Below are 18,517 nucleotides of genomic sequence, written 5' to 3'. Positions count from 1 at the left end.
ATGAAAATACCACTGGCAAGGTTAAGTGATAAGAATGAAGCGTTAGCCGAAGCATTACCGAAATTTGAAACAGTAGAGAAGGCCCGAGCGGAAAAGTGTCTCAGGGAAAAGTCATTGCAGAAATACCAAGGGAAAGTTTATAGGGATCTTTTTAAAAAACTTAAAGATTGCCATCCACTTTATCCTTGCGGGAGTGCTGCATGTCCTGAATGCTTCAGGAAGCACCGACTGGAAATGATTAGCGAGGTGCTTCGCTTATGTAAGAACCTCAAGGAATGGCGAAGTGCTACCTTAATATTCTATCAGGATGCATTTTATGACAATGAACTGCTTTACTGGCAACCCGATAAATTAATAGCACGGCTTCGTCGCTGGTTAAAAGAATGCGGCTTTGATGAAATGGTGATTGGTGGGTTCGAATTGGATTTTCATAGTGAGGATAATAAGTGGATGCCCCATTTCCATCTTATCATTCCAAATGACAAAAATGCTATTGAACGTCTACGTCTAAAGATGAAGAACAAAAGGAATATGAATAAGCGAAAGAATGTAATAAACCGTCCTGTGCTCGTGAGCAAGTTAAAAAAACCAATGCGACAGGTGAGCTATCGTTTTAAAGCTATCTGGTGGCGAGTCGAATCAATTCAGTATGATGATTATCATATGCTGGGGAGCAAGGAAAGGAAAAGGAAGCGCTGGACTAAAAAATACCGTCTATTGCGTAAGCAATATGTTAATTCTCTGATTAAGCTAGATTCTATTGGTATAGCCGGATTGACTTTTATGTATAAGGTAAGGAAGTATGGTGATCATTTGATATTAAAATAATTTCATGATCTATTAGCGATATGTACCAGTTGTAAACTGTTTCTGCGATTTTTAAACAAATACTAATGTTGTATGAGACATCATGCAAGGAATCCCTCACGCCCTAATTATGACGTTAATCGTAATAACTGCGAGGGGATCTTTAAATAAAAATAAGGCTCTGTTAATGAAAGTATATAAAGAAAAATTAAGTGACAAAGAAGAAAAATTACTTGTTACATTGTTGGCTCGTACAAAGATTTCAGAATCATGTCCAGTTGCATACCGGCTTATTAAAATAACTGATTCGCAGGGGCTGGAGTCGACATGTGTACTTGTACCGGCAAGGGCACTTGTCAGTGTATTAGAGCTAAAGAAAATGTTATTAAAATGTGGGCATAATCCCAATGTAACTAAAGAATACTGGAGCCGGGCGTATCAGGCAGTAATTAAGGAAACTGATAAGGCAATCACACTGTGCTATAAGCCTGGTTTTTATGGTGATGCTTATTTGCGTGCTAATGATAAAGTCGTTGGTGAGATAAAAGGAGATAAACCAATATTACACCCCAGCGCAAAAAATCATTTACCTGTCGAGGGAAAACAGGAAACATTAAAATTATGGAAAATCAATGTTGCTCCATACGCGCTACATAGCTCGCGCATTATGTTGGCTCTGTGCTGCGGGTTTTCTGGCTTTCTCCTTAAGCTTTCAGGTATGGAAGGGGGCGGGTTTCATTTGTGGGGGATGAGTAGTATAGGAAAAACGTCCAGTGCCTACATGCTTGCATCATTAGCAGGATCACCTAAAGATGTTGTCGTACTGTGGAACAATACGGATAAGGGGCTTGAGGAGATTGCCGTGGCCCATAACGACAGCTACCTGGTTCTTGATGAGTCGAAGCTGTTAGATAAAGACGTACTGGCAGCCGCTAAAATCATGCAGAACCGCGTGTATACGTTATCGGGTGGTAAAGGGAAAACACGTTCTGCAATGTATGAGAACAAAGTTGCTGAATGGCAGGTAAGCATTTTCAGTACGGGCGAGTGCAGCCTTCAACAACTGGCTGCTTCCGGGAACATTGAGCGCCTTGAAGGCGAAAATGTGCGTGTAATCGACGTTAATGCAGATGCTGGTGCTGAAATGGGGATTTTCGAATCACTGCCAGATGATGTCAATTCCAGTAACGAACTTGTTCATGCGATCAAGGATGCAACTCACCGCTATTATGGCAGTGCCAAACCTGCCTTTCTCAAGCGCCTGGTGGCTGATATTCAGGACGATCGTGAGAGTGTAAAACGGAAGCTTGAAAAAGGGATTGAGTTCTTTCTGGATAAGCACAAGGTAGATCGTAACTCCGGCATTCAGGTGCGTATCGCCAAACGTTTTGCCATCGCTTATGTAGCAGGTTCCATGGCTGTGAAATATGGTGTTTTACCCTTTACAAAGCAGGAGATCATGAAGGGGATCTCAACCTGCTACCAGGATTCTCTTAAGGCAGTTTTGTCTGAACCTGAAATAACTAAACCCCTAATGGGAAATTCATTGAATGCAATTATTGATTTTTGCAAAAAAGATGATCTTTTAAATCTTATTGGAAATGATCGCGTAACCCAAACGGTGATTAAAAAGGCACCGGTCATTATCCACAAAGTTAAAGGTCGTGCCGTATATGCAGTTGATAAGGATCTGGTACACAACTACTTGTCAAAATCTCAGCGCAAAGGCATTCTAACATTATTAACAAAGCAAGGGGTATTATTATCTGATGTGAACAAGGAGTACAGTACCATTCAGATTATTTATAAACGTAAGCAGGTGGGTCGCCGGTATTGTTTTGTATGCAACAAGTTCGATAAGTTTATGAAAGAATAGTTTTACAGCTTGATAAGGGGGGAGCGGAGTGGCCTATAACCACTCCGTTGTGACCTCATGATTCTGACTGGAAATCTTCAATTATTTTCTGATTGTAATCATCCAGGTAGTTTTGAAGTTCTTTTCGGTCAATCAAACGAACCATTGCGGAATCAGCTAATTCCTTAGCGGACCGGGTGAAGTAAGAGTTTGTCACAACCATTGCTTCATCACATCCATAAAATGCTTTTGCTGAAATTGCCTGCTGCACTGCCGAATTTCCAACTGAGCCAGAATAATTCTTTGCCTGTATAACCATATTCTTCCCGAAGCGGGTAACGAATAAGTCTGCCCCCTGATCCTGTGTTTTCTTTGTTTCTTTAACGTCATACCCTATAGTCTGGAATATTTCAACCAGGAAGGCCTCAAACTGGAAACCATCCATTGCATCGACAAGATACATTGTGACAAATTTGTTTGGGTTAAAATGTTCAAGGCGGGTGGCTAATCTGTCTACTAAAATATCAAAATATATACTCTCGCAGAGAGTAAGGAATTTTTCGATAGAGTCAAATGATAATAATGGTGTGCCCGGTGTACTTTCTGCCTGCTCGTTATATACTATAGCAGGGTACTGAATCTTATTACTCCACAGGTAATACAGGAATAAAGAAAGATCTGCACGATAAGTTGTACCGGCCTCTTCTATCCATGATTTTAATGTCTCGGTAAGGGTTGGCTTGATATGGCGCTTAACCTCACGGGCAAACCCTGAATATATAGAGTTGAACGAAGTTGTCAGCAATAGTTTGTCTAATAAAGATGGTAACTGCTCCAGTTCGTTGAAGCCTTTTCTAATCAGTACTTCCTGGAATAATCGGATCTCTGAATAATCACTATTGCTTTCACTATTTATTTTACTGTTGCCCTCCTGATTGTTATATGAAAATCTTGATGTGTGAATGAAATTGGTAAAATAAGGATCTTTCAGTGTGGCATATTTCAGAAGAACATTTTCAAGCAGGGCGTTGAGTTGGGACTGCTCTTTCTTCTTACCAAATAAATCTTTTATGATGCCTTTAGACTGGTACTGGAAATCAGGGTAATAGGATGGATCTAATGGCGTCATTTGCCGAAATGTTCCAGATACATCTGGAGAGCACCACGGACAGCTTGTTTCGAAGGTTGTTCTAGAACATGAATAGCATTGATAAATCATCATTATCCCTTATTATTTTACAGTGATTGCTTAGTGATTTTCTCCTTAGAGAATCATCCTTGAGATTTATCTAAAAATCTTTCAGGTTGATATCAAAATAGGGCGTCAATATCAGCTCTTCAAATAAATCATATTCGTGGTGCGGAACCTTAACAAAGGTAGAGTTGTGATTAGGTGTCCACCATTTCTCGACGCCATAATACGCCTCTCTGGCATTAGCTTTGTGGATCAGCCGGAATGGTCTGTCCATCCAACCATCACTATGTTTTGTGAAGTAGTTAACCGGGCCAGTGAACTGACCAAGCAGGTATACACCCTGATTACCGTGGGTCAGGTAGAAGTAATCACCAATCGGAGCGTTTACAAACTCCTCTGCTTGGCTGACGGAAGACTGCCCTTTACCAGCGGTCGTGCGGTGAATGTAGACGAGCTTTTCATCAATACATTCGACCATATCCAGGAATGAGAACTCCTTCCAGCCATGTGACAGCTTCCAGAAATTGGGCATCAAATCGGTATTCATAGGCCTCTTAACCTTACGTTGTAAGTGATCGCAATCTGTTGAAATGTGGATCGATTGTGATGACTATTCTGTCGCTGAATACCCATAATCGCAACAAGGTTTGTTGATGAGCTTTTCGCTGAAATCGTTCAAAGAGGATATCGGGAGGGTATGTAGATGGGTTAACTCGCCTGGTTGCTGAAAATGGGCGATCAACACTACTCAGCACTGGCAGGCTAACGATGACGAAAACATTTGGCGCTTTGAAAAAAGTGATTGAGTGATTTAGTGATTGCGGCTTTGTGGGCAAACCTGGTTTCTGGCTGTGCAATTCTGCATTCAGCGCAGAGTCGGGTTGCTGTTCTTCACCAGCAATTCGTTCATAAGCAAGGGGACTGTCCGCTTCGTCATCAGCCTGTTGTATGGCGACCAGTCCGGCAGATTTATAGGCCTGTTACTTCATTGATTGGTCGGCCAGAGGGGGAGGAGAAATACATCATTTGCGAAAAAGCATCGCTTTAAACCGCCTAACGTTGGCGGATTTTGATATGACAGACCGGCTAACTACCGATGCCGTTTTGTGTCAGATCTGCACCTCGTACAATGGTAGGGGAAAACCGCCGATGATTTTTTATTCCGAATATTGACTTTAGTATCCCAGTATTAACCGCAGGGATTAATGATTATCCCCATAACACAGAATCTATGTTTGTATTTACGACTCTACATTTTTGTTAATTATGCCGGTTAATGCAACCATCAAGGTAGTTATCAGGTATAACCCTATAATACTCACTATATAGTATATGTATGTCAGTGCCATATTAATAGTGATAATCAGCAGCAGCGGAATAGAGCGAGAAGAGCGTGAGTGTTATGAGCGTATTGGTAATATGAAAAAAAATTGGCCTTCGTGAAGGTATTCGTAATTAATGGTGTAAAAGGACAGTTGTAAAAAACGACTGTATTTCTTGTGTTATGCAACTTTCAATCACGAGGTGTTCTGTGAAATATTCTGCGGGTTATATTATTAAGCGTGCTATTCTGGTTACACTCGATACTTATAATAAGTTCATTGAGGATGTACATAACATACCTTTTATTGGGAAAGATGGTCGCCAGTCTCCGTCATACTATCTGGATATTCAACGGTTTTTGCAGCATTTGATTTGTAATAACTTTCTTTATACTAAAGACACTCCGGAGGATAATCCATGGACAAAGTATTCGCCAATATATAATGAGCTGGGTAAAAAGGAATTACCTTTCGTTTTTAAACAGGATAAATATCAGTGTTGTGACCGGGCGCTGGAGTTGCTGAAAGATGCAGGAATTATCGATATTAAAAGCCACTCCTATGGAAACGGGAAAAGCCGCACTTTTGCTTTGTCTAAGGCATACCTCAAACGCTGGTTTGAAAGCTCGCCTGATGACTACAAACAGCGCGATGACCGTTACGTTTATCTGTCTGTGGGTAAACGCCAGCGTGACCAAAAGATCATGACTGAAGAGCAATTAATCCACACAGCATTATCTCACTTTAATAAGCCTCGCCACTCTACGCGGCATGTATCCCGTGAAACCCAGCAATATATGCGTCAGGTATATCTCAGTATGGGCGCGTTGCGTATCAACCTTGATAAGCTTCAGGCTTACGTTCCTGAGGACGAAAGGGAGGCTCTTCTGAAGTCTCACTTCCTTCAGCATTTGGCTGAGCGTGGTTGCAGGATGGTTTCAAGCGTTCCTTTGGTGGTTGAATACTTTCCTGAATATAAACTGGCGGAGCGGGGAACACGTTCCTTTGAGAAGAACGGCGGCTTTCAGGCGCTAAAGGCTGCTATAAAATGGGAAGTTGCTGAGGGTATTAACTATGATATCAAAAGCAGCCAACTGAATATCCTGAAACATGAACTGGAGCGATACGGCATCAAATGTAAACGGCTGGCGAAGATCACCAAGAAGAAGATCATGCGTCGGTTCAACGTTGATCAAAAAGTTGCTAAGTTACTTATATATAGTCTGATTTACTCTCTGGGTGAGTTCCGTAAGCACAAGGACAGCGCTGCGTTTCGGAAGCTTTGCGAGCTATATGGTTACAATGAAGCGGTGTGTGTGGCTGACGAGTGGATTGAATTTGTGCAGCCAGTGAGAAGGGCACTTAACAAGTTGGTGGCGCGTTATCTTGGTGAGCATGTTAATTGCCCCGGTCGTGGCTGGGCCATACGTAATGCCGTTCGTCAGACTTTTATGGTTAAACCGGGCAAGATCACCGCGAGTGTTCGTCGGTGTGTGCTTTCGCATATGATCCAGGGTATTGAAAGTAAGGCGGTGTATGAAGCAGTGGTGGCTAATCCAGGGGTATGCGGTTCGATTGAGCATGACGGGCTTGTGTCCAACCGTGAGATATGCTGGAACCATCCTTATCTTGAATTGAAGACAAAACATTAAAGTACACCTTCATTGGGCGATATCCATTTATTTTTGAATATATCTTGATTTAAATTTATGCAGTGTAACCTGTTGAAAAATTAGTCAAAATTGGTTACTATAAAAAACGGGCCTATAGATAGATTTTGTATCATGTTTCGTGATATGTGAAAAAAATGTTAGAGGCAACGCCCCTAGTATGCTTTACGCCAGAGGGAAATACCTCACGCTGTGCTAAAGAGTTTCTATAGTGCCCACTATTTTTTATTTAAGGCTTATATATGTCATTTTTAGCTAAACTGAAACAAGCTCAAAGTACGTCTGATATAGCTAAAATCCTTGGATGCTCATCGGCAGCATTGACTTATACTTTATACAAAAATAGGACTAAATATACAGAGTTCAAAATAAAGAAGAAAAATGGAGGAGAGAGAATTATATCTGTTCCAGAAAAGAAGCTTAAAGAACTGCAACGGCGTCTTTCTAAAGGTTTGCAGGAATGTATTAATGAGATAAATGCAAAAAGGAAATTTGAAACATCTTCACACGGATTTGTGAAAGGGAAATCAATTTTTACCAACGCCTATAAACATAAAAATAAGGATCTGGTGCTTAATATAGATTTAGCCAACTTCTTTGATTCCATTAATTTCGGTAGAGTTCGTGGGTATTTTATCCATAATAGAGAGTTTGCTTTGTCTGATAAGGTTTCATCTATCCTTGCTCAAATTGCGTGCTACGACAATAAGCTTCCTCAAGGTAGTCCTTGTTCTCCTGTAATATCTAATCTGATAGCTCAAATATTGGATGTAAAACTCAGCGCTTTAGCGAAAAAATATAATTGCTATTATACCAGATATGTTGATGATATTACATTTTCTACGAATCAAAACAAATTTCCTGCGTCAATAATTAGTCTTCAGAAACGTGAGGTGGTTGTTAGTGGGCAACTAAAGAAAGAAATTGAAAGAGCCGGATTTAAAATTAATTCCGGTAAGACAAGATTGCAATTTAAAAACTCACGACAAGATGTTACAGGTTTGGTTGTAAATAAAAAAGTAAATGTTAAGCATGAGTTGAAGCATATTGCCAGGGCTATGACGAATAGTTTTTTCAAACTTAACTCTGCATATATCTCTATTGATAATAGGATAGAGGAGGTTAGCTTAGATAGATTAAATGGAATATTGAGTTTTATCTACCACATCAGGAGTAAAATGAATGACAATAATGATACAAAAAATAAAGGCACGCTTGATTCCTTTGATAAGATGTATTCTAAATTCCTTTTTTACAAAACATTTGCTGCAAACAAGAGTACGGTAGTTATTTGTGAAGGAGAAACAGATAATATCTATCTGCAATATGCTTTCCAGAATCTTGTTGGGAGCTATCCAGAATTACAATTAATTAAAAAGGGAGTAAAAAAGAAGATAAACATATTCCTTTATAAACAGACTAAAACATTAAGTCATTTGCTAAATGTAACTGATGGTGCTGGAAATAATATTAAGTTAATTAAAACCTATAAGCAAAATATGAGTGGATTTGTTTGCCCACCTCAAAATTATCCTGTGATATTACTTATGGATAATGATAGTGGTTCTAATGGTATTGAGGGATTAATTAATCGCGATTTCTCAGATACGAGAGAAATACATGATGGATATACATATGTTTGTGAAAATCTTTATGTTGTAAAGACACCTCTTATAGACGAAAAAAGAGAAACAAAAATTGAAGATTTTTTTGATTGTAAAACCCTCTCAAAAAAATTAGGTGATAAAACATTCTCAGCCAGTAATAATTTCGACAAAAGTCTTTACTTTGGGAAAAGAAAATTTGCAGAATTGATTGTCAAACAAAATCATAAAGAGATAGATTTTTCTAATTTTAAAATGATAATAGATTTGTTTTATCTTGTGATTTGTGATTATCAAAAAAGACTGAGTTAATGTTGTTCATATATAATCTGTATAATCTTAGACCAGAAAACAAAGCTACCATTAATATGAGGCAGCCTTGCTTCTAGTTTTACAGTTAAAATAAGGCTATTGACTATACATCAATGCTTATTTGATTTTCAATGTTAACTAAATTTTCAACCTCACTGTATATATCAATATTTTCATCAGGAACATCAATACTGACTAATAAACTATATCTAACCCGATTAGCGTAGCGATCCTGTGCAGTTCGATATTTCCACCATCCACCTACGGGATAAACTGCTATAATATTCATCTCTGCTAAATCCGCAGCACTACCTTTCCAGGCATCTGAATGTAAGGAACCTCGAGCTCTCAACTGAGGTCCCAGAGACCATCCTGATGCATCTCCTTCCGGCCCATTGTACTCCTCACTATTAGCATTGCGGTTTATTGATGCTCTAAAATTATCAAGTGACTGGTTAGGTCTTATAACCGCAAATCTTAAGCCGTGAGATTGATAAGTATACTGTCGTCTGAACCCTTTTTGACTTGGATTTGGTTCAATAAAATAGGATAACGTTATTCTTAAAGTGACATTGGTTTCAGGAGGTAGCAGGCGTAATGCTTCAATAGGCCAAGGAAGTGAAAATAGATGCATTTCATTAAGAGTGGGATCCCCTGAGCCAGTTCGATTAAATGGGGTCATTTCTGATTGGGAGACTAATGTCAGAGCATTTTCTGCGCTGTGCATTGCTCGTTGCAAATCAGGAACGCCATAACCAACCATTCTGAGCAGAGTTTCTTTGGCTAATTTTGCTGTGCTTCTACTTAGCTCAGTTCTATATCGTTCACGCATACGGCTAGTCCACTTAGCTGTATGGACTAATAAACCTCTTATAGTTTCAGGCCAGTATTCTGGATACTCAGCCATTAGCAATGCGGCTTGTCTTGATACAAGGGCACAGGCGGCACTAGTGTCAGAATTAACCTCAAATAACTGATTTGAGGCTCTACCGGACGTAGTAAGTAACGATAACTCGATTGTGTTTGTCATTTCATCGCGGTTAGGAGATAAAAGCTTGTTTCCACCTTCTTCAACTAGATCTGGCTTATAAGGCGCATGTTTTCTCCAGCCCCACGATATAGATGATCTTGTGGAAGGTGCAATATCTTCCGAAGCTGCAAAAGGAGACCATCCCATGTATTCTGGATCTGTATGGGTGGTTTTATCTGTATAAGCCCCTATCGTTAAGGCATTCCATGACTGAGCTGGATCTTCAATTTCAGCGAGAGTAACAGAATCCCAATAATCTAAATTTAAGTTTGTTGGCTGGGAATTCCCTGCTGATATAACGAATAACCTTTGGATGTCGTCTTCTAGACCAAAACAAAATTTATCAATTTCAGCAGACCATGATGATGGTTGCCCGCCGATAGCATTAGGTTCAGCAGTTACAGCAAGTGAATAAACTCTACGCCAATTTGGATTTTCCAATTCTAAGCGGCTTGACGTCCCCGTAGTAATGGCTCCATATAGTGCCGGATTATTAGCAGTCCGAGGAGGTAGTATTCTTCCAGACTCTATATGGTAGGGAATTGAAATTAACTGGTTGCTCAAAATCGCTGATAGAAAGTCCCCATAAATGCATAGCCCTGCTTGCCTGGAACCATGATCGTTATAGGGCCTTTGATTATAATCATCGAATAGGGGCCACGATGAGTCCCACGCAGTTGATAGCAATGTGTTAGAAAAACTAGATAAAAGAGGGTTGTTATAGTTCACTCCAGTATCTAAGACACAAATAGAAACATCTGCATCAATACTGCGGTTAATTCTAACAGTAACATCATCAGCCCACTGATGTTGTTCTGTAGGAAGTGAATTTACTAAAACAGAAATATCATCTCTAGCTGCTCTTAATTCTTTTAAATTTGAGATTATTTCAAGACAAATGCTTAACCTTGCTAAACTTGTCTTAATAAGAAGAACTGTAGTGTCAAAAAAATTAATCGAAGAGTTCCCTAACCTTCCATTAATTCTTTCACATATCGATTGAGCAATGTTTGTAGCATCATCAATATTTCCCTTTAACCAAAGTTCAAACCATTTCTCTTCATTGCGATCAGCAGGTATAAGTTCTGCTTTATCAGTCCAGAAAGAAGTAATATCAGCTAGCTCAATTGATTCTATACTATCAATTAATAAATGGTTCCTAGGGAATTCTGCACCATCTCTTAAGGGATCTAAGTATTCATTTATTTTATTAATGAATTTAGTTCTATTTGCATCACTGATGAACAGGATGGCAATTTCCCGATTGGCTCTCTTAGTTAAAGAACAGAGCTTGAAGTATGAGTTATCAATCTTGTCAATAGGAAGTTCACAAAGTTCGAAACTAACTAACCTTACATAAATCCCATATTCATCAGTGATAGGGGGAATTCTCGGCCTTTCAGTATAGCGAGCTATTATCTGATTATACTGATTTAATAATAATGTACCATGGGGTAGTCTATCTTTCGCCAAAACTTGAGGGCTTCGACCAGTGCTTCTTGAGCGATAATTTTCAGGAGAAATATATCCATTTAATAAAATATGTTGTTTGCTGGTAGTCATTGCATCCCTTATTGTCTGCTTTCTTGCCTACGCTGTATAGCCTTTACTAATAATTCAGTGGTTAGATTATTCCCATTATAAAGTACTGACTCTTTAGCAGCATCTTCGCTGGCTCGGGTAATCTCGGCCGCACTTAACCCTGAAGAACTTTCAATAATCGTGTTCCATGATAGGTTCTTCAAGTCAAAAACGGCTAATCTTTGCTCAATAAGAGCTTTGATTAACTCACCTTCTGGTTTTGTGAATGGTATAATATCATCGAATCGTCTATATAAGGCGCGATCTAACAGTTCTGGATGGTTTGTTGCGGCTAAAACTATGCTTTCAGAATCATCCTGTTCAACGAAAATTAAAAAGGAGTTAAGAACTCTACGGATCTCTCCGACATCATTCTGAGCTCCTCGCTGAGTCCCGATAGCATCAAATTCGTCAAAGAAATACACCGCTCTTGTTTGTTTTATGTGATCAAAAATCAAACGAAGTTTTGCTGCTGTCTCACCCATATAGCGAGTTATCAAATTATCAAGAACAACTGTATACAGAGGCAACTTTAACTCTGTAGCGATGACTGAGGCTGACATCGTCTTACCGGTGCCTGGAGGACCTGTAAAGAGTAATTTTCTTCTGGGAATAAGCCCGAATTCAGAAAGTTTATCCTTCTGCTTCTGCTCAAGGAGGACTTGATTTAACCGCTCCCTTACACTTGAAGACATAACTAGTTCTTGAAGGTGCACTGGCCTGTTTATTTGTTCAAGCAATCCCTTGAGATCACCATCAGGCTGCTTCACAAATGTGCTTAATCGTTTCTCGACTAAACCCACTGTATGTGTAGATTTCTGGCTTTTATCGACTAAATTTTTGATATCGTTTGCAAGTTTATGGTGGCCTTGTCTTGCCTCTTTAGCTGCTACTTGCAAAGCAATAGAAAAGAACCGCTGATCATCGCGATCAACGTGGCTTTTCAATAATGCTTTAATCTGCTCAGCAGTAGCCATATAACCTCATAAATACCAGAAACTCCTCTGGCAAAGTTTACTATAGATTCACGGTGTTCGACATCGTTACCTTAAGCTAAGGCAAGATTTGTGTGCAGGCTTACACTATCAATCAATAAGGATGCGATCGTTTGGTTAGCCGTTTCATGCATAGAATAGGCGCGATAGCTCCTCGAAAACTCCAAACTAAATGGAGCATGTGAAGTCGTGTGGAAACTTTGGTATAATGGTTATAGATTACACATTTAAGAGTTGAGGAATCGTGATGGGTAATAGCAAAAAAACGCAGGCAACCTACGTAAAGCCATCTCGTGCTGACATCGTTCGCTCAGTTACAACATCTACGGCTGTTGAAACAGGACAGTCCTCCGCGAAGATCGAAGCTTCACTTGAAGCCACGCGCAAAAAATTTGCTCATTTGCGTCTTGCTGTTTAACCCCTTCTTAATGCCTCACTGACCCAGTGATTCATCGGCTCGTAGTCCATTGATACGCCTGCATGGATAGCCGAGATATACTGGGCTTTGTTTTGCTCCCAGCTTTGATAATCCAGAGGTTTGTATCCTCCCTGAACGGCCATCACGTCGGCTAGCAGTCGCGATAGGCGTCCGTTTCCCTCTCTGAATGGATGGATAAGTATCAGCTCTACATGGGTGATGGCGATAGCGGTGATGAGTTGTTCTTCGTCCATGCCGCTACATGGTGTGTTTTGAGCCAGATACTTCGTGTCGAACTCGTTCAGCAGTTTTAGCAACTGTGCTGAGGGGGCAAACATAAAGCCGCCTTTGCTGATATTAACCGCTCTTTCTTGTCCAGCCCACTCGTAGATGTTGCCTAACCAGCGGCGATGCCAGCTTTTTAGCATGGCTACGCTGAGCTGTCCTTCCGGGAACTGTTCTTCAAAAACAGACTGGTAGAGTTGTTCTAACAGGACAAGTTCAGCCTCATCCATCTCATCAGAAGTCGCGATCCCCAGCTTATTAGCCAAAACCTGCTCGCCAGAGTCTTTCTCATACTGGCCTTCACTGCTGGATACATGGTATCGGCTCATGGAGATGCCCTGTGTTATTAGAAGGATGGGAAAACAGAGGGAGTATAACGCTGGATGAGTACAGCAAACAATATTCTTAAAATCAGATAGTTACAAAAGTGTAGGTTAAAATGTAGTTTTTATTCTCTGGTTGAAAATAATCTTTAATAATCAGCATTAACACACCAATGCATCATCATTTACGAAACAGCAGCCCTGCTGTCAGCGCATCTTACCCATTCATCAAGCTTATCAGCCCATGCCTGCATCATCACTTTCCGTTCATCAAGATAGGTCGCATGGTTATAGGTTCGGCGAACATTATTTGTATCTGCGTGTGCAAGTTGAGCCTCAATAGCATCAGGTCGATAGCCCATCTCGTTTAAACGTGTACTGCCTGTTGTTCTGGTAGCATGTGGGCTATAAATACCACTCCAGCCGAGGCTTTTAAGTAACTGTCGCAGAGAGTGCGATGTCATTGAACCTAGCGGATTATCTCTGCCCGGGAAAAGGTGCGGCCGATGCCCGGTTAATCCTTGTAGTGTTCTGAGCATTTTGACAGCCTGGAAGGGCAGGGGAATAACGTGTACTCTGCGAGCTTTCATACGCGTAGCCGGAATGGTCCATAGTGCATTATCAAGATCAAATTCGGCCCATTCTGCTTCGGTGACTTCGGCTGGTCGAGCCAGCGTCCACCACATTAGCCACATGCAATAGTTAACCTGATACGAGCCGCGACTGTTATCAAAACAACTTAATAGCTTCCCGATTTGCTGTGGAGACAATGCCTGTTTGTGCTGCGTTTTATTTGCCGGGATCGCCTTACGCACTGGCCAGACAGGATCGCTATCTGCTCTGAGCGTCGCTACTGCTAGTTCAAAAATCGATGAAATGGTGCGGCGGGCTTCAGCGGCAACGGACGGAGCGCCGCGCTTAGCCGTTTCCTGAAGAATTATTAGAATGTGGTGCGGGGTTATTTCCTTGACAGGGAGCTTCCCTATTGCGGGGAAAACCACACGTTTAAGCATATCTAGTCGCCGCGTTTTGGTGATTTCGGCCCAGTCTTTCATCTGCAACCACTCTTTGGCGACTAGCTCAAAGGTGTTGGATGCGTCATTGACCTTGCGGATCTTGTCTAACTGGCGAGCCTGAGTAGGGCTAACTCCATTCGCGACTTGTTTACGCGCTTGCTCGCATTTTTCGCGAGCTTCGGAAAGTTTAACCGACGGGTACTCACCCAGAGCAAACATGCTGGATTTGCCGTTAAGTTTAAACCGATAGCGCCACGCCTTTTTGCCATTAGGTTTAACTTCAAGGTATAACCCATTGAAATCGTTTAGACGATAGAGCTTTTCTTTCGGTTTTGCTGTGCGACATTGAGTATCAGTGAGCATATCAATTCCTTGTATATTTATTATACCGTTATTGTACTCACTAAAAATAAAGATGGAAGTTTGATATACTCACCTAAGTACTCATTTTTGACTGCGCTTCTACGAAATCATTTGAGACGCTATGAAACGATAAATCCACGCAAGTACGTGGATTTAATCATTTTTTGTGAAAGCTATGAGATTGAATGAAACCTCATGAGACAACACATTTTATTTAGACGTTGAACAGGAAGTTCATCACGTCGCCATCTTTCACGATGTACTCTTTACCTTCTGAGCGCATCTTGCCGGCTTCTTTCGCGCCTTGTTCACCTTTGAACGCAACGAAATCTTCAAACGCGATGGTCTGAGCGCGGATAAAGCCTTTCTCGAAGTCAGTATGGATTTTACCGGCCGCCTGTGGCGCAGTAGCGCCAACGGGGATGGTCCATGCACGCACTTCTTTCACGCCAGCGGTGAAGTAGGTTTGCAGGTTCAGCAGCGCATAACCGGCGCGGATCACGCGGTTCAGGCCCGGCTCTTCCAGACCCAGTTCAGCCATGAACTCATCGCGCTCGTCATCTTCCAGCTCTGCGATATCAGATTCAACCGCAGCACACACCGGCACCACGACTGAACCTTCAGCTTCGGCAATCGCACGCACCTGATCTAGGTACGGATTGTTTTCGAAACCGTCTTCATTGACGTTAGCGATGTACATGGTTGGCTTCAGCGTCAGGAAGCTGAGGTAGCGGATTGCCGCTTTCTCGTCAGCATCCAGATTCAGTGCGCGCAGCATGCCCGCTTCTGACAGGTGCGGCAGGCACTTCTCCAGCGCAGCCAGCTCGGCTTTGGCATCTTTGTCGCCGCCTTTGGCTTTCTTCTGGCAACGCTGAATCGCGCGTTCGCAGGTGTCGAGATCCGACAGCGCCAGCTCGGTGTTGATCACGTCAATATCTTCCGCTGGGTTAACTTTACCCGCTACGTGGATGATGTTGTCGTTTTCGAAGCAGCGCACTACGTGGCCGATGGCTTCGGTTTCACGGATGTTGGTCAGGAACTGGTTGCCGAGGCCTTCACCTTTGGACGCGCCTTTCACCAGACCGGCGATATCGACGAATTCCATGGTAGTTGGCACGACGCGCTGTGGCTTAACAATCTCGCTCAGCTGATCGAGGCGCAGATCGGGCATTGGCACCACACCGGTGTTTGGCTCGATGGTGCAGAACGGAAAGTTGGCTGCTTCGATACCCGCTTTGGTCAGCGCGTTGAACAGGGTGGATTTACCGACGTTCGGCAGGCCCACAATACCGCATTTAAATCCCATGGTCTGATTACCTTTCTCACTGAGTGTGCGTCGCCGTTAAACAGCGCCGACAGATTCAAAAAATTTCGCGCATTATACACAGAATTGCCTTCTGCGGCGCGGGAATTGGCCTTAGCCCGCCTTGAACGCGTGCAGGCGGTTCATGGCCTTGATCTTATCTTCTTTCAGCCACAGCTCGGTGCAGCGCACCGCTTCGTCTACGGCATCGTCAATCAGCTTTTGTTCGCTGGCTGGCGGCTTGCCCAGCACGAAACCGGTGACTTTATTGCGGTCGCCAGGATGGCCAATTCCGACGCGTAAACGGTGAAAATTATTGTTGTTGCCCAGCTTGCTGATGATGTCTTTCAAGCCGTTATGGCCGCCGTGGCCGCCACCTTGTTTAAATTTTGCTACGCCTGGCGATAAATCCAGCTCATCGTGCGCCACCAAAATCTCTTCTGGCGCAATGCGATAGAAAGTCGCCATCGCCGCCACCGCTTTGCCGCTGAGGTTCATAAACGTGGTGGGCACCAGCAGGCGCACATCTTCTCCCGCCAGCGACAGGCGCGCGGTAAAGCCATAGAATTTTGGCTCGTCTTTTAACGACTGATTGTTGCGGCTCGCCAGTAAATCGACATACCAGGCACCCGCGTTATGGCGCGTTGCGGCGTATTCAGCGCCGGGATTGGCCAGCCCCACAATCAGTTTAATGCTGCTCACGATGTTTATCCTGTCTTGCTGCGGAAAGGGCGATAGTTTACTGCCTGGCGGCACGGATGACAAAGGCCGCAAGCAGCAGATAATGTCTCTGCGTGACTAATCATTTTCTATCGAAATCAAGGCTCTGGCGGTAAAGATTTGTCAAAGGTTGTGAAGGATATGTGATCCTGTACGCAACTTAAGCGGCAACTATTGCCTAAGCTTATGGCTAGTTAACCATACGTGCTGTTTTGCTTTTATAAGGATGGAGGTGGATCATGAAACGTCAAAATTGCCGCGTTGTAGGTAACGGTTTGATGTGTTTGGGTTTACTGACGATGGTTCTAGGCGTTGGCTATTCCATTATCAATCAGCTTCCTTCACTCAACCTGCCACAATTTCTCGCGCACGGTGCCATGTTCAGCATCTTCGTTGGCGCTTTGCTGTGGCTGGTCGGTGCGCGCGTCAGCGGACGTGAGCGCGTAGAAGATCGCTATTACTGGTTGCGTCATTACGGCGATAAGCGCTGCCGTCGCAATCACTCATCACATTAAGTGAGTACGGTTTGCTGCAGCGGCTGTAACTGCGCGAGATAACATTCGATGCGGTTACGGCCGCTGGCTTTTGCACGATACATAGCTTCATCGGCCAGCGCCAGCAACGGCGGGAAAGGTTCGCCAGGCCGCAGCGCGGTGGCAAAGCCGATACTGACGGTATAGCGTACGTCGTTTGGTTGCGACAGCTGTGTCGCTAAACGGATGCGTTCACACACGCGCTGTGCCTGCTCGGCATCGCCGGGAATAATCGCCGCAAACTCTTCTCCGCCCAGGCGAGCAAAATGTCCACTCTCTGGCAATAACGCCTGCACCACCTGACAAAAATCGATTAATACCTGATCGCCTTGCTGATGGCCAAAACGGTCATTGATGCTTTTGAAATGGTCCAGATCGAACAGCACCGCGCTGTAAACAAATTGCTGTGATTGTCGCGCGCTGCGCAGCACCATTTTATCTGCCTGCTCAAACAGCGCACGACGATTCCACACGCTGGTGAGCGGATCAAGCATTGATGCCAGTTTGTGGGCGATTTGCGTGCGCTCATTCACCATCGCCAGAATGGTAAAGCTCAGGCCAATGACAAACAGAATCGATTCGAGAATCACATAAACCGAGAAGCTGGAGCCGCCAATTGCACCGCGCACCGGCGTTGCCACCGCATCATCAAGAAAGATGCGCGCCACGTGAAACAGCAGATGGATCCACAGCAGGATTTGGGCCGGCCAGAAGGTGACGGTTAACGAAGCGCGCACGCGCCACAGCAAGCGGATCAGCGCGCCGGTATAGATGATGCACAGCAGGCAAACCACCAGCACGCGCTTCGGCTGGCTGTGATAAAACTCGGGGAAAAGACAAAGAATAGCCCACAATAAACCGCCGCCTAACCAGCTGAGCCCAATGGTTTTACCGCAGAAGATGCGGAAGGCATTAAGCAGATTGCCATAAGCCAGCAGCAGCATGATGTTGCCGACCGCCACCGGTAAAAACTGGAACCCCGCGCTGCGTAAGCTGCTAAGGAATACCGCGGCCAACGTTAAAACCAGCGCCAGCGTGGTGCAACCCAATACGCGATCGTACTGCGCGCCAATCCAGGCAAAAACCAAAATGATACTTAAAAACCCCAGCACATAGAGCTCGCAAATAAACAGTGTGTAGATGTCGAGAGTCATAGTGGTCGGAGCTCTTGGCAAAAGTGGGGGA

15 protein-coding genes are annotated in these 18,517 nt (G+C 43.2%); 6 read left to right on the top strand and 9 right to left on the bottom strand.

The window, feature by feature from the left end; translation table 11 throughout:
- Together NQH49_RS11270 and NQH49_RS11265 are read left to right on the top strand one after the other, a co-directional pair.
- Positions 1 to 828: a hypothetical protein gene (locus NQH49_RS11270; RefSeq protein WP_256696672.1), complete on the top strand. Its 828-nt coding sequence runs from the start codon at positions 1 to 3 to the stop codon at positions 826 to 828.
- A 166-nt stretch (positions 829 to 994) separates the two neighbouring features.
- Entirely contained in the window at positions 995 to 2,683 is a 1,689-nt protein-coding gene (locus NQH49_RS11265) for a DUF927 domain-containing protein (RefSeq protein ID WP_256696671.1), read from the top strand.
- A 55-nt stretch (positions 2,684 to 2,738) separates the two neighbouring features.
- Here the strand turns inward: NQH49_RS11265 and NQH49_RS11260 are convergent, their stop codons facing one another.
- Both NQH49_RS11260 and NQH49_RS11255 read right to left on the bottom strand, forming a co-directional pair.
- Positions 2,739 to 3,881 carry a restriction endonuclease gene (locus NQH49_RS11260; protein ID WP_256698418.1) on the bottom strand — a complete coding sequence of 381 codons (1,143 nt, stop codon included), beginning with the start codon at positions 3,879 to 3,881 and terminating at the stop codon, positions 2,739 to 2,741.
- A 70-nt stretch (positions 3,882 to 3,951) separates the two neighbouring features.
- Entirely contained in the window at positions 3,952 to 4,404 is a 453-nt protein-coding gene (locus tag NQH49_RS11255; RefSeq protein ID WP_001543683.1) for a hypothetical protein, read from the bottom strand.
- A 984-nt stretch (positions 4,405 to 5,388) separates the two neighbouring features.
- Here NQH49_RS11255 and NQH49_RS11250 point away from each other — a divergent pair.
- Together NQH49_RS11250 and NQH49_RS11245 are read left to right on the top strand one after the other, a co-directional pair.
- Positions 5,389 to 6,831 (top strand): hypothetical protein, encoded by a 1,443-nt coding sequence (locus tag NQH49_RS11250; protein WP_256696670.1) that lies wholly within the window; start codon positions 5,389 to 5,391, stop codon positions 6,829 to 6,831.
- A 260-nt stretch (positions 6,832 to 7,091) separates the two neighbouring features.
- A complete protein-coding gene (locus NQH49_RS11245) occupies positions 7,092 to 8,765 on the top strand; it encodes a retron Ec67 family RNA-directed DNA polymerase/endonuclease (protein ID WP_256696669.1) in 1,674 nt (557 codons plus the stop codon).
- A 103-nt stretch (positions 8,766 to 8,868) separates the two neighbouring features.
- On the opposite strand, the gene NQH49_RS11240 is transcribed toward NQH49_RS11245, so the two are convergent.
- Both NQH49_RS11240 and NQH49_RS11235 read right to left on the bottom strand, forming a co-directional pair.
- Entirely contained in the window at positions 8,869 to 11,358 is a 2,490-nt protein-coding gene (locus NQH49_RS11240) for a S8 family peptidase (protein ID WP_256696668.1), read from the bottom strand.
- 8 nt (positions 11,359 to 11,366) lie between these two features.
- On the bottom strand, positions 11,367 to 12,353 hold the full coding sequence (locus tag NQH49_RS11235; protein WP_047053749.1) for an AAA family ATPase: 987 nt from the start codon (positions 12,351 to 12,353) through the stop codon (positions 11,367 to 11,369).
- 265 nt (positions 12,354 to 12,618) lie between these two features.
- Here NQH49_RS11235 and NQH49_RS11230 point away from each other — a divergent pair, with 265 nt between their 5' ends.
- Positions 12,619 to 12,789 (top strand): hypothetical protein, encoded by a 171-nt coding sequence (locus tag NQH49_RS11230; RefSeq protein ID WP_256696667.1) that lies wholly within the window; start codon positions 12,619 to 12,621, stop codon positions 12,787 to 12,789.
- Here NQH49_RS11230 and NQH49_RS11225 read toward each other — a convergent pair.
- From NQH49_RS11225 to pth, 4 genes are all read right to left on the bottom strand, one after another.
- Positions 12,786 to 13,403, bottom strand: a complete 618-nt coding sequence (locus NQH49_RS11225; RefSeq protein ID WP_256696666.1) for a Fic/DOC family protein — start codon at positions 13,401 to 13,403, stop codon at positions 12,786 to 12,788. The genes NQH49_RS11230 and NQH49_RS11225 overlap by 4 nt on opposite strands.
- Positions 13,404 to 13,582: 179 nt before the next feature.
- Positions 13,583 to 14,776, bottom strand: a complete 1,194-nt coding sequence (locus NQH49_RS11220) for a tyrosine-type recombinase/integrase (protein ID WP_256696665.1) — start codon at positions 14,774 to 14,776, stop codon at positions 13,583 to 13,585.
- 214 nt (positions 14,777 to 14,990) lie between these two features.
- Complete coding sequence (ychF, locus tag NQH49_RS11215; RefSeq protein ID WP_008107633.1) at positions 14,991 to 16,082, bottom strand: redox-regulated ATPase YchF; 1,092 nt, start codon at positions 16,080 to 16,082, stop codon at positions 14,991 to 14,993.
- A 111-nt stretch (positions 16,083 to 16,193) separates the two neighbouring features.
- Positions 16,194 to 16,781: an aminoacyl-tRNA hydrolase gene (gene pth / locus NQH49_RS11210; protein ID WP_256696664.1), complete on the bottom strand. Its 588-nt coding sequence runs from the start codon at positions 16,779 to 16,781 to the stop codon at positions 16,194 to 16,196.
- 257 nt (positions 16,782 to 17,038) lie between these two features.
- Between pth and ychH the strand changes: the two genes are divergently transcribed.
- The gene (gene ychH / locus NQH49_RS11205; RefSeq protein ID WP_256696663.1) at positions 17,039 to 17,314 is read left to right on the top strand and encodes a stress-induced protein YchH; all 276 of its coding nucleotides are present in this window, start codon (positions 17,039 to 17,041) and stop codon (positions 17,312 to 17,314) included.
- On the opposite strand, the gene NQH49_RS11200 is transcribed toward ychH, so the two are convergent.
- A complete protein-coding gene (locus NQH49_RS11200) occupies positions 17,311 to 18,486 on the bottom strand; it encodes a GGDEF domain-containing protein (RefSeq protein ID WP_256696662.1) in 1,176 nt (391 codons plus the stop codon). The genes ychH and NQH49_RS11200 overlap by 4 nt on opposite strands.
- Positions 18,487 to 18,517: the final 31 nt, after the last annotated feature.

Origin of the sequence: Pantoea trifolii, from assembly GCF_024506435.1 — a bacterium.
In the GTDB taxonomy this organism is placed as follows: Bacteria; Pseudomonadota; Gammaproteobacteria; order Enterobacterales; family Enterobacteriaceae; genus Pantoea; species Pantoea trifolii.
This window is presented reverse-complemented; position numbering and strand designations above follow the sequence as displayed.

What these genes read in the sequence shown, in the direction of transcription:
- NQH49_RS11245 (WP_256696669.1), top strand. Translation starts at nt 7,092, where the DNA reads ATGTCATTTTTAGCTAAACTGAAACAAGCTCAAAGTACGTCTGATATA.
- NQH49_RS11270 (WP_256696672.1), top strand. Translation starts at nt 1, where the DNA reads ATGAAAATACCACTGGCAAGGTTAAGTGATAAGAATGAAGCGTTAGCC.
- NQH49_RS11260 (WP_256698418.1), bottom strand. Translation starts at nt 3,881, where the DNA reads ATGATTTATCAATGCTATTCATGTTCTAGAACAACCTTCGAAACAAGC.
- NQH49_RS11220 (WP_256696665.1), bottom strand. Translation starts at nt 14,776, where the DNA reads ATGCTCACTGATACTCAATGTCGCACAGCAAAACCGAAAGAAAAGCTC.
- ychF (WP_008107633.1), bottom strand. Translation starts at nt 16,082, where the DNA reads ATGGGATTTAAATGCGGTATTGTGGGCCTGCCGAACGTCGGTAAATCC.
- NQH49_RS11255 (WP_001543683.1), bottom strand. Translation starts at nt 4,404, where the DNA reads ATGAATACCGATTTGATGCCCAATTTCTGGAAGCTGTCACATGGCTGG.
- NQH49_RS11235 (WP_047053749.1), bottom strand. Translation starts at nt 12,353, where the DNA reads ATGGCTACTGCTGAGCAGATTAAAGCATTATTGAAAAGCCACGTTGAT.
- NQH49_RS11265 (WP_256696671.1), top strand. Translation starts at nt 995, where the DNA reads ATGAAAGTATATAAAGAAAAATTAAGTGACAAAGAAGAAAAATTACTT.
- NQH49_RS11200 (WP_256696662.1), bottom strand. Translation starts at nt 18,486, where the DNA reads ATGACTCTCGACATCTACACACTGTTTATTTGCGAGCTCTATGTGCTG.
- ychH (WP_256696663.1), top strand. Translation starts at nt 17,039, where the DNA reads ATGAAACGTCAAAATTGCCGCGTTGTAGGTAACGGTTTGATGTGTTTG.
- NQH49_RS11225 (WP_256696666.1), bottom strand. Translation starts at nt 13,403, where the DNA reads ATGAGCCGATACCATGTATCCAGCAGTGAAGGCCAGTATGAGAAAGAC.
- NQH49_RS11240 (WP_256696668.1), bottom strand. Translation starts at nt 11,358, where the DNA reads ATGACTACCAGCAAACAACATATTTTATTAAATGGATATATTTCTCCT.
- NQH49_RS11230 (WP_256696667.1), top strand. Translation starts at nt 12,619, where the DNA reads ATGGGTAATAGCAAAAAAACGCAGGCAACCTACGTAAAGCCATCTCGT.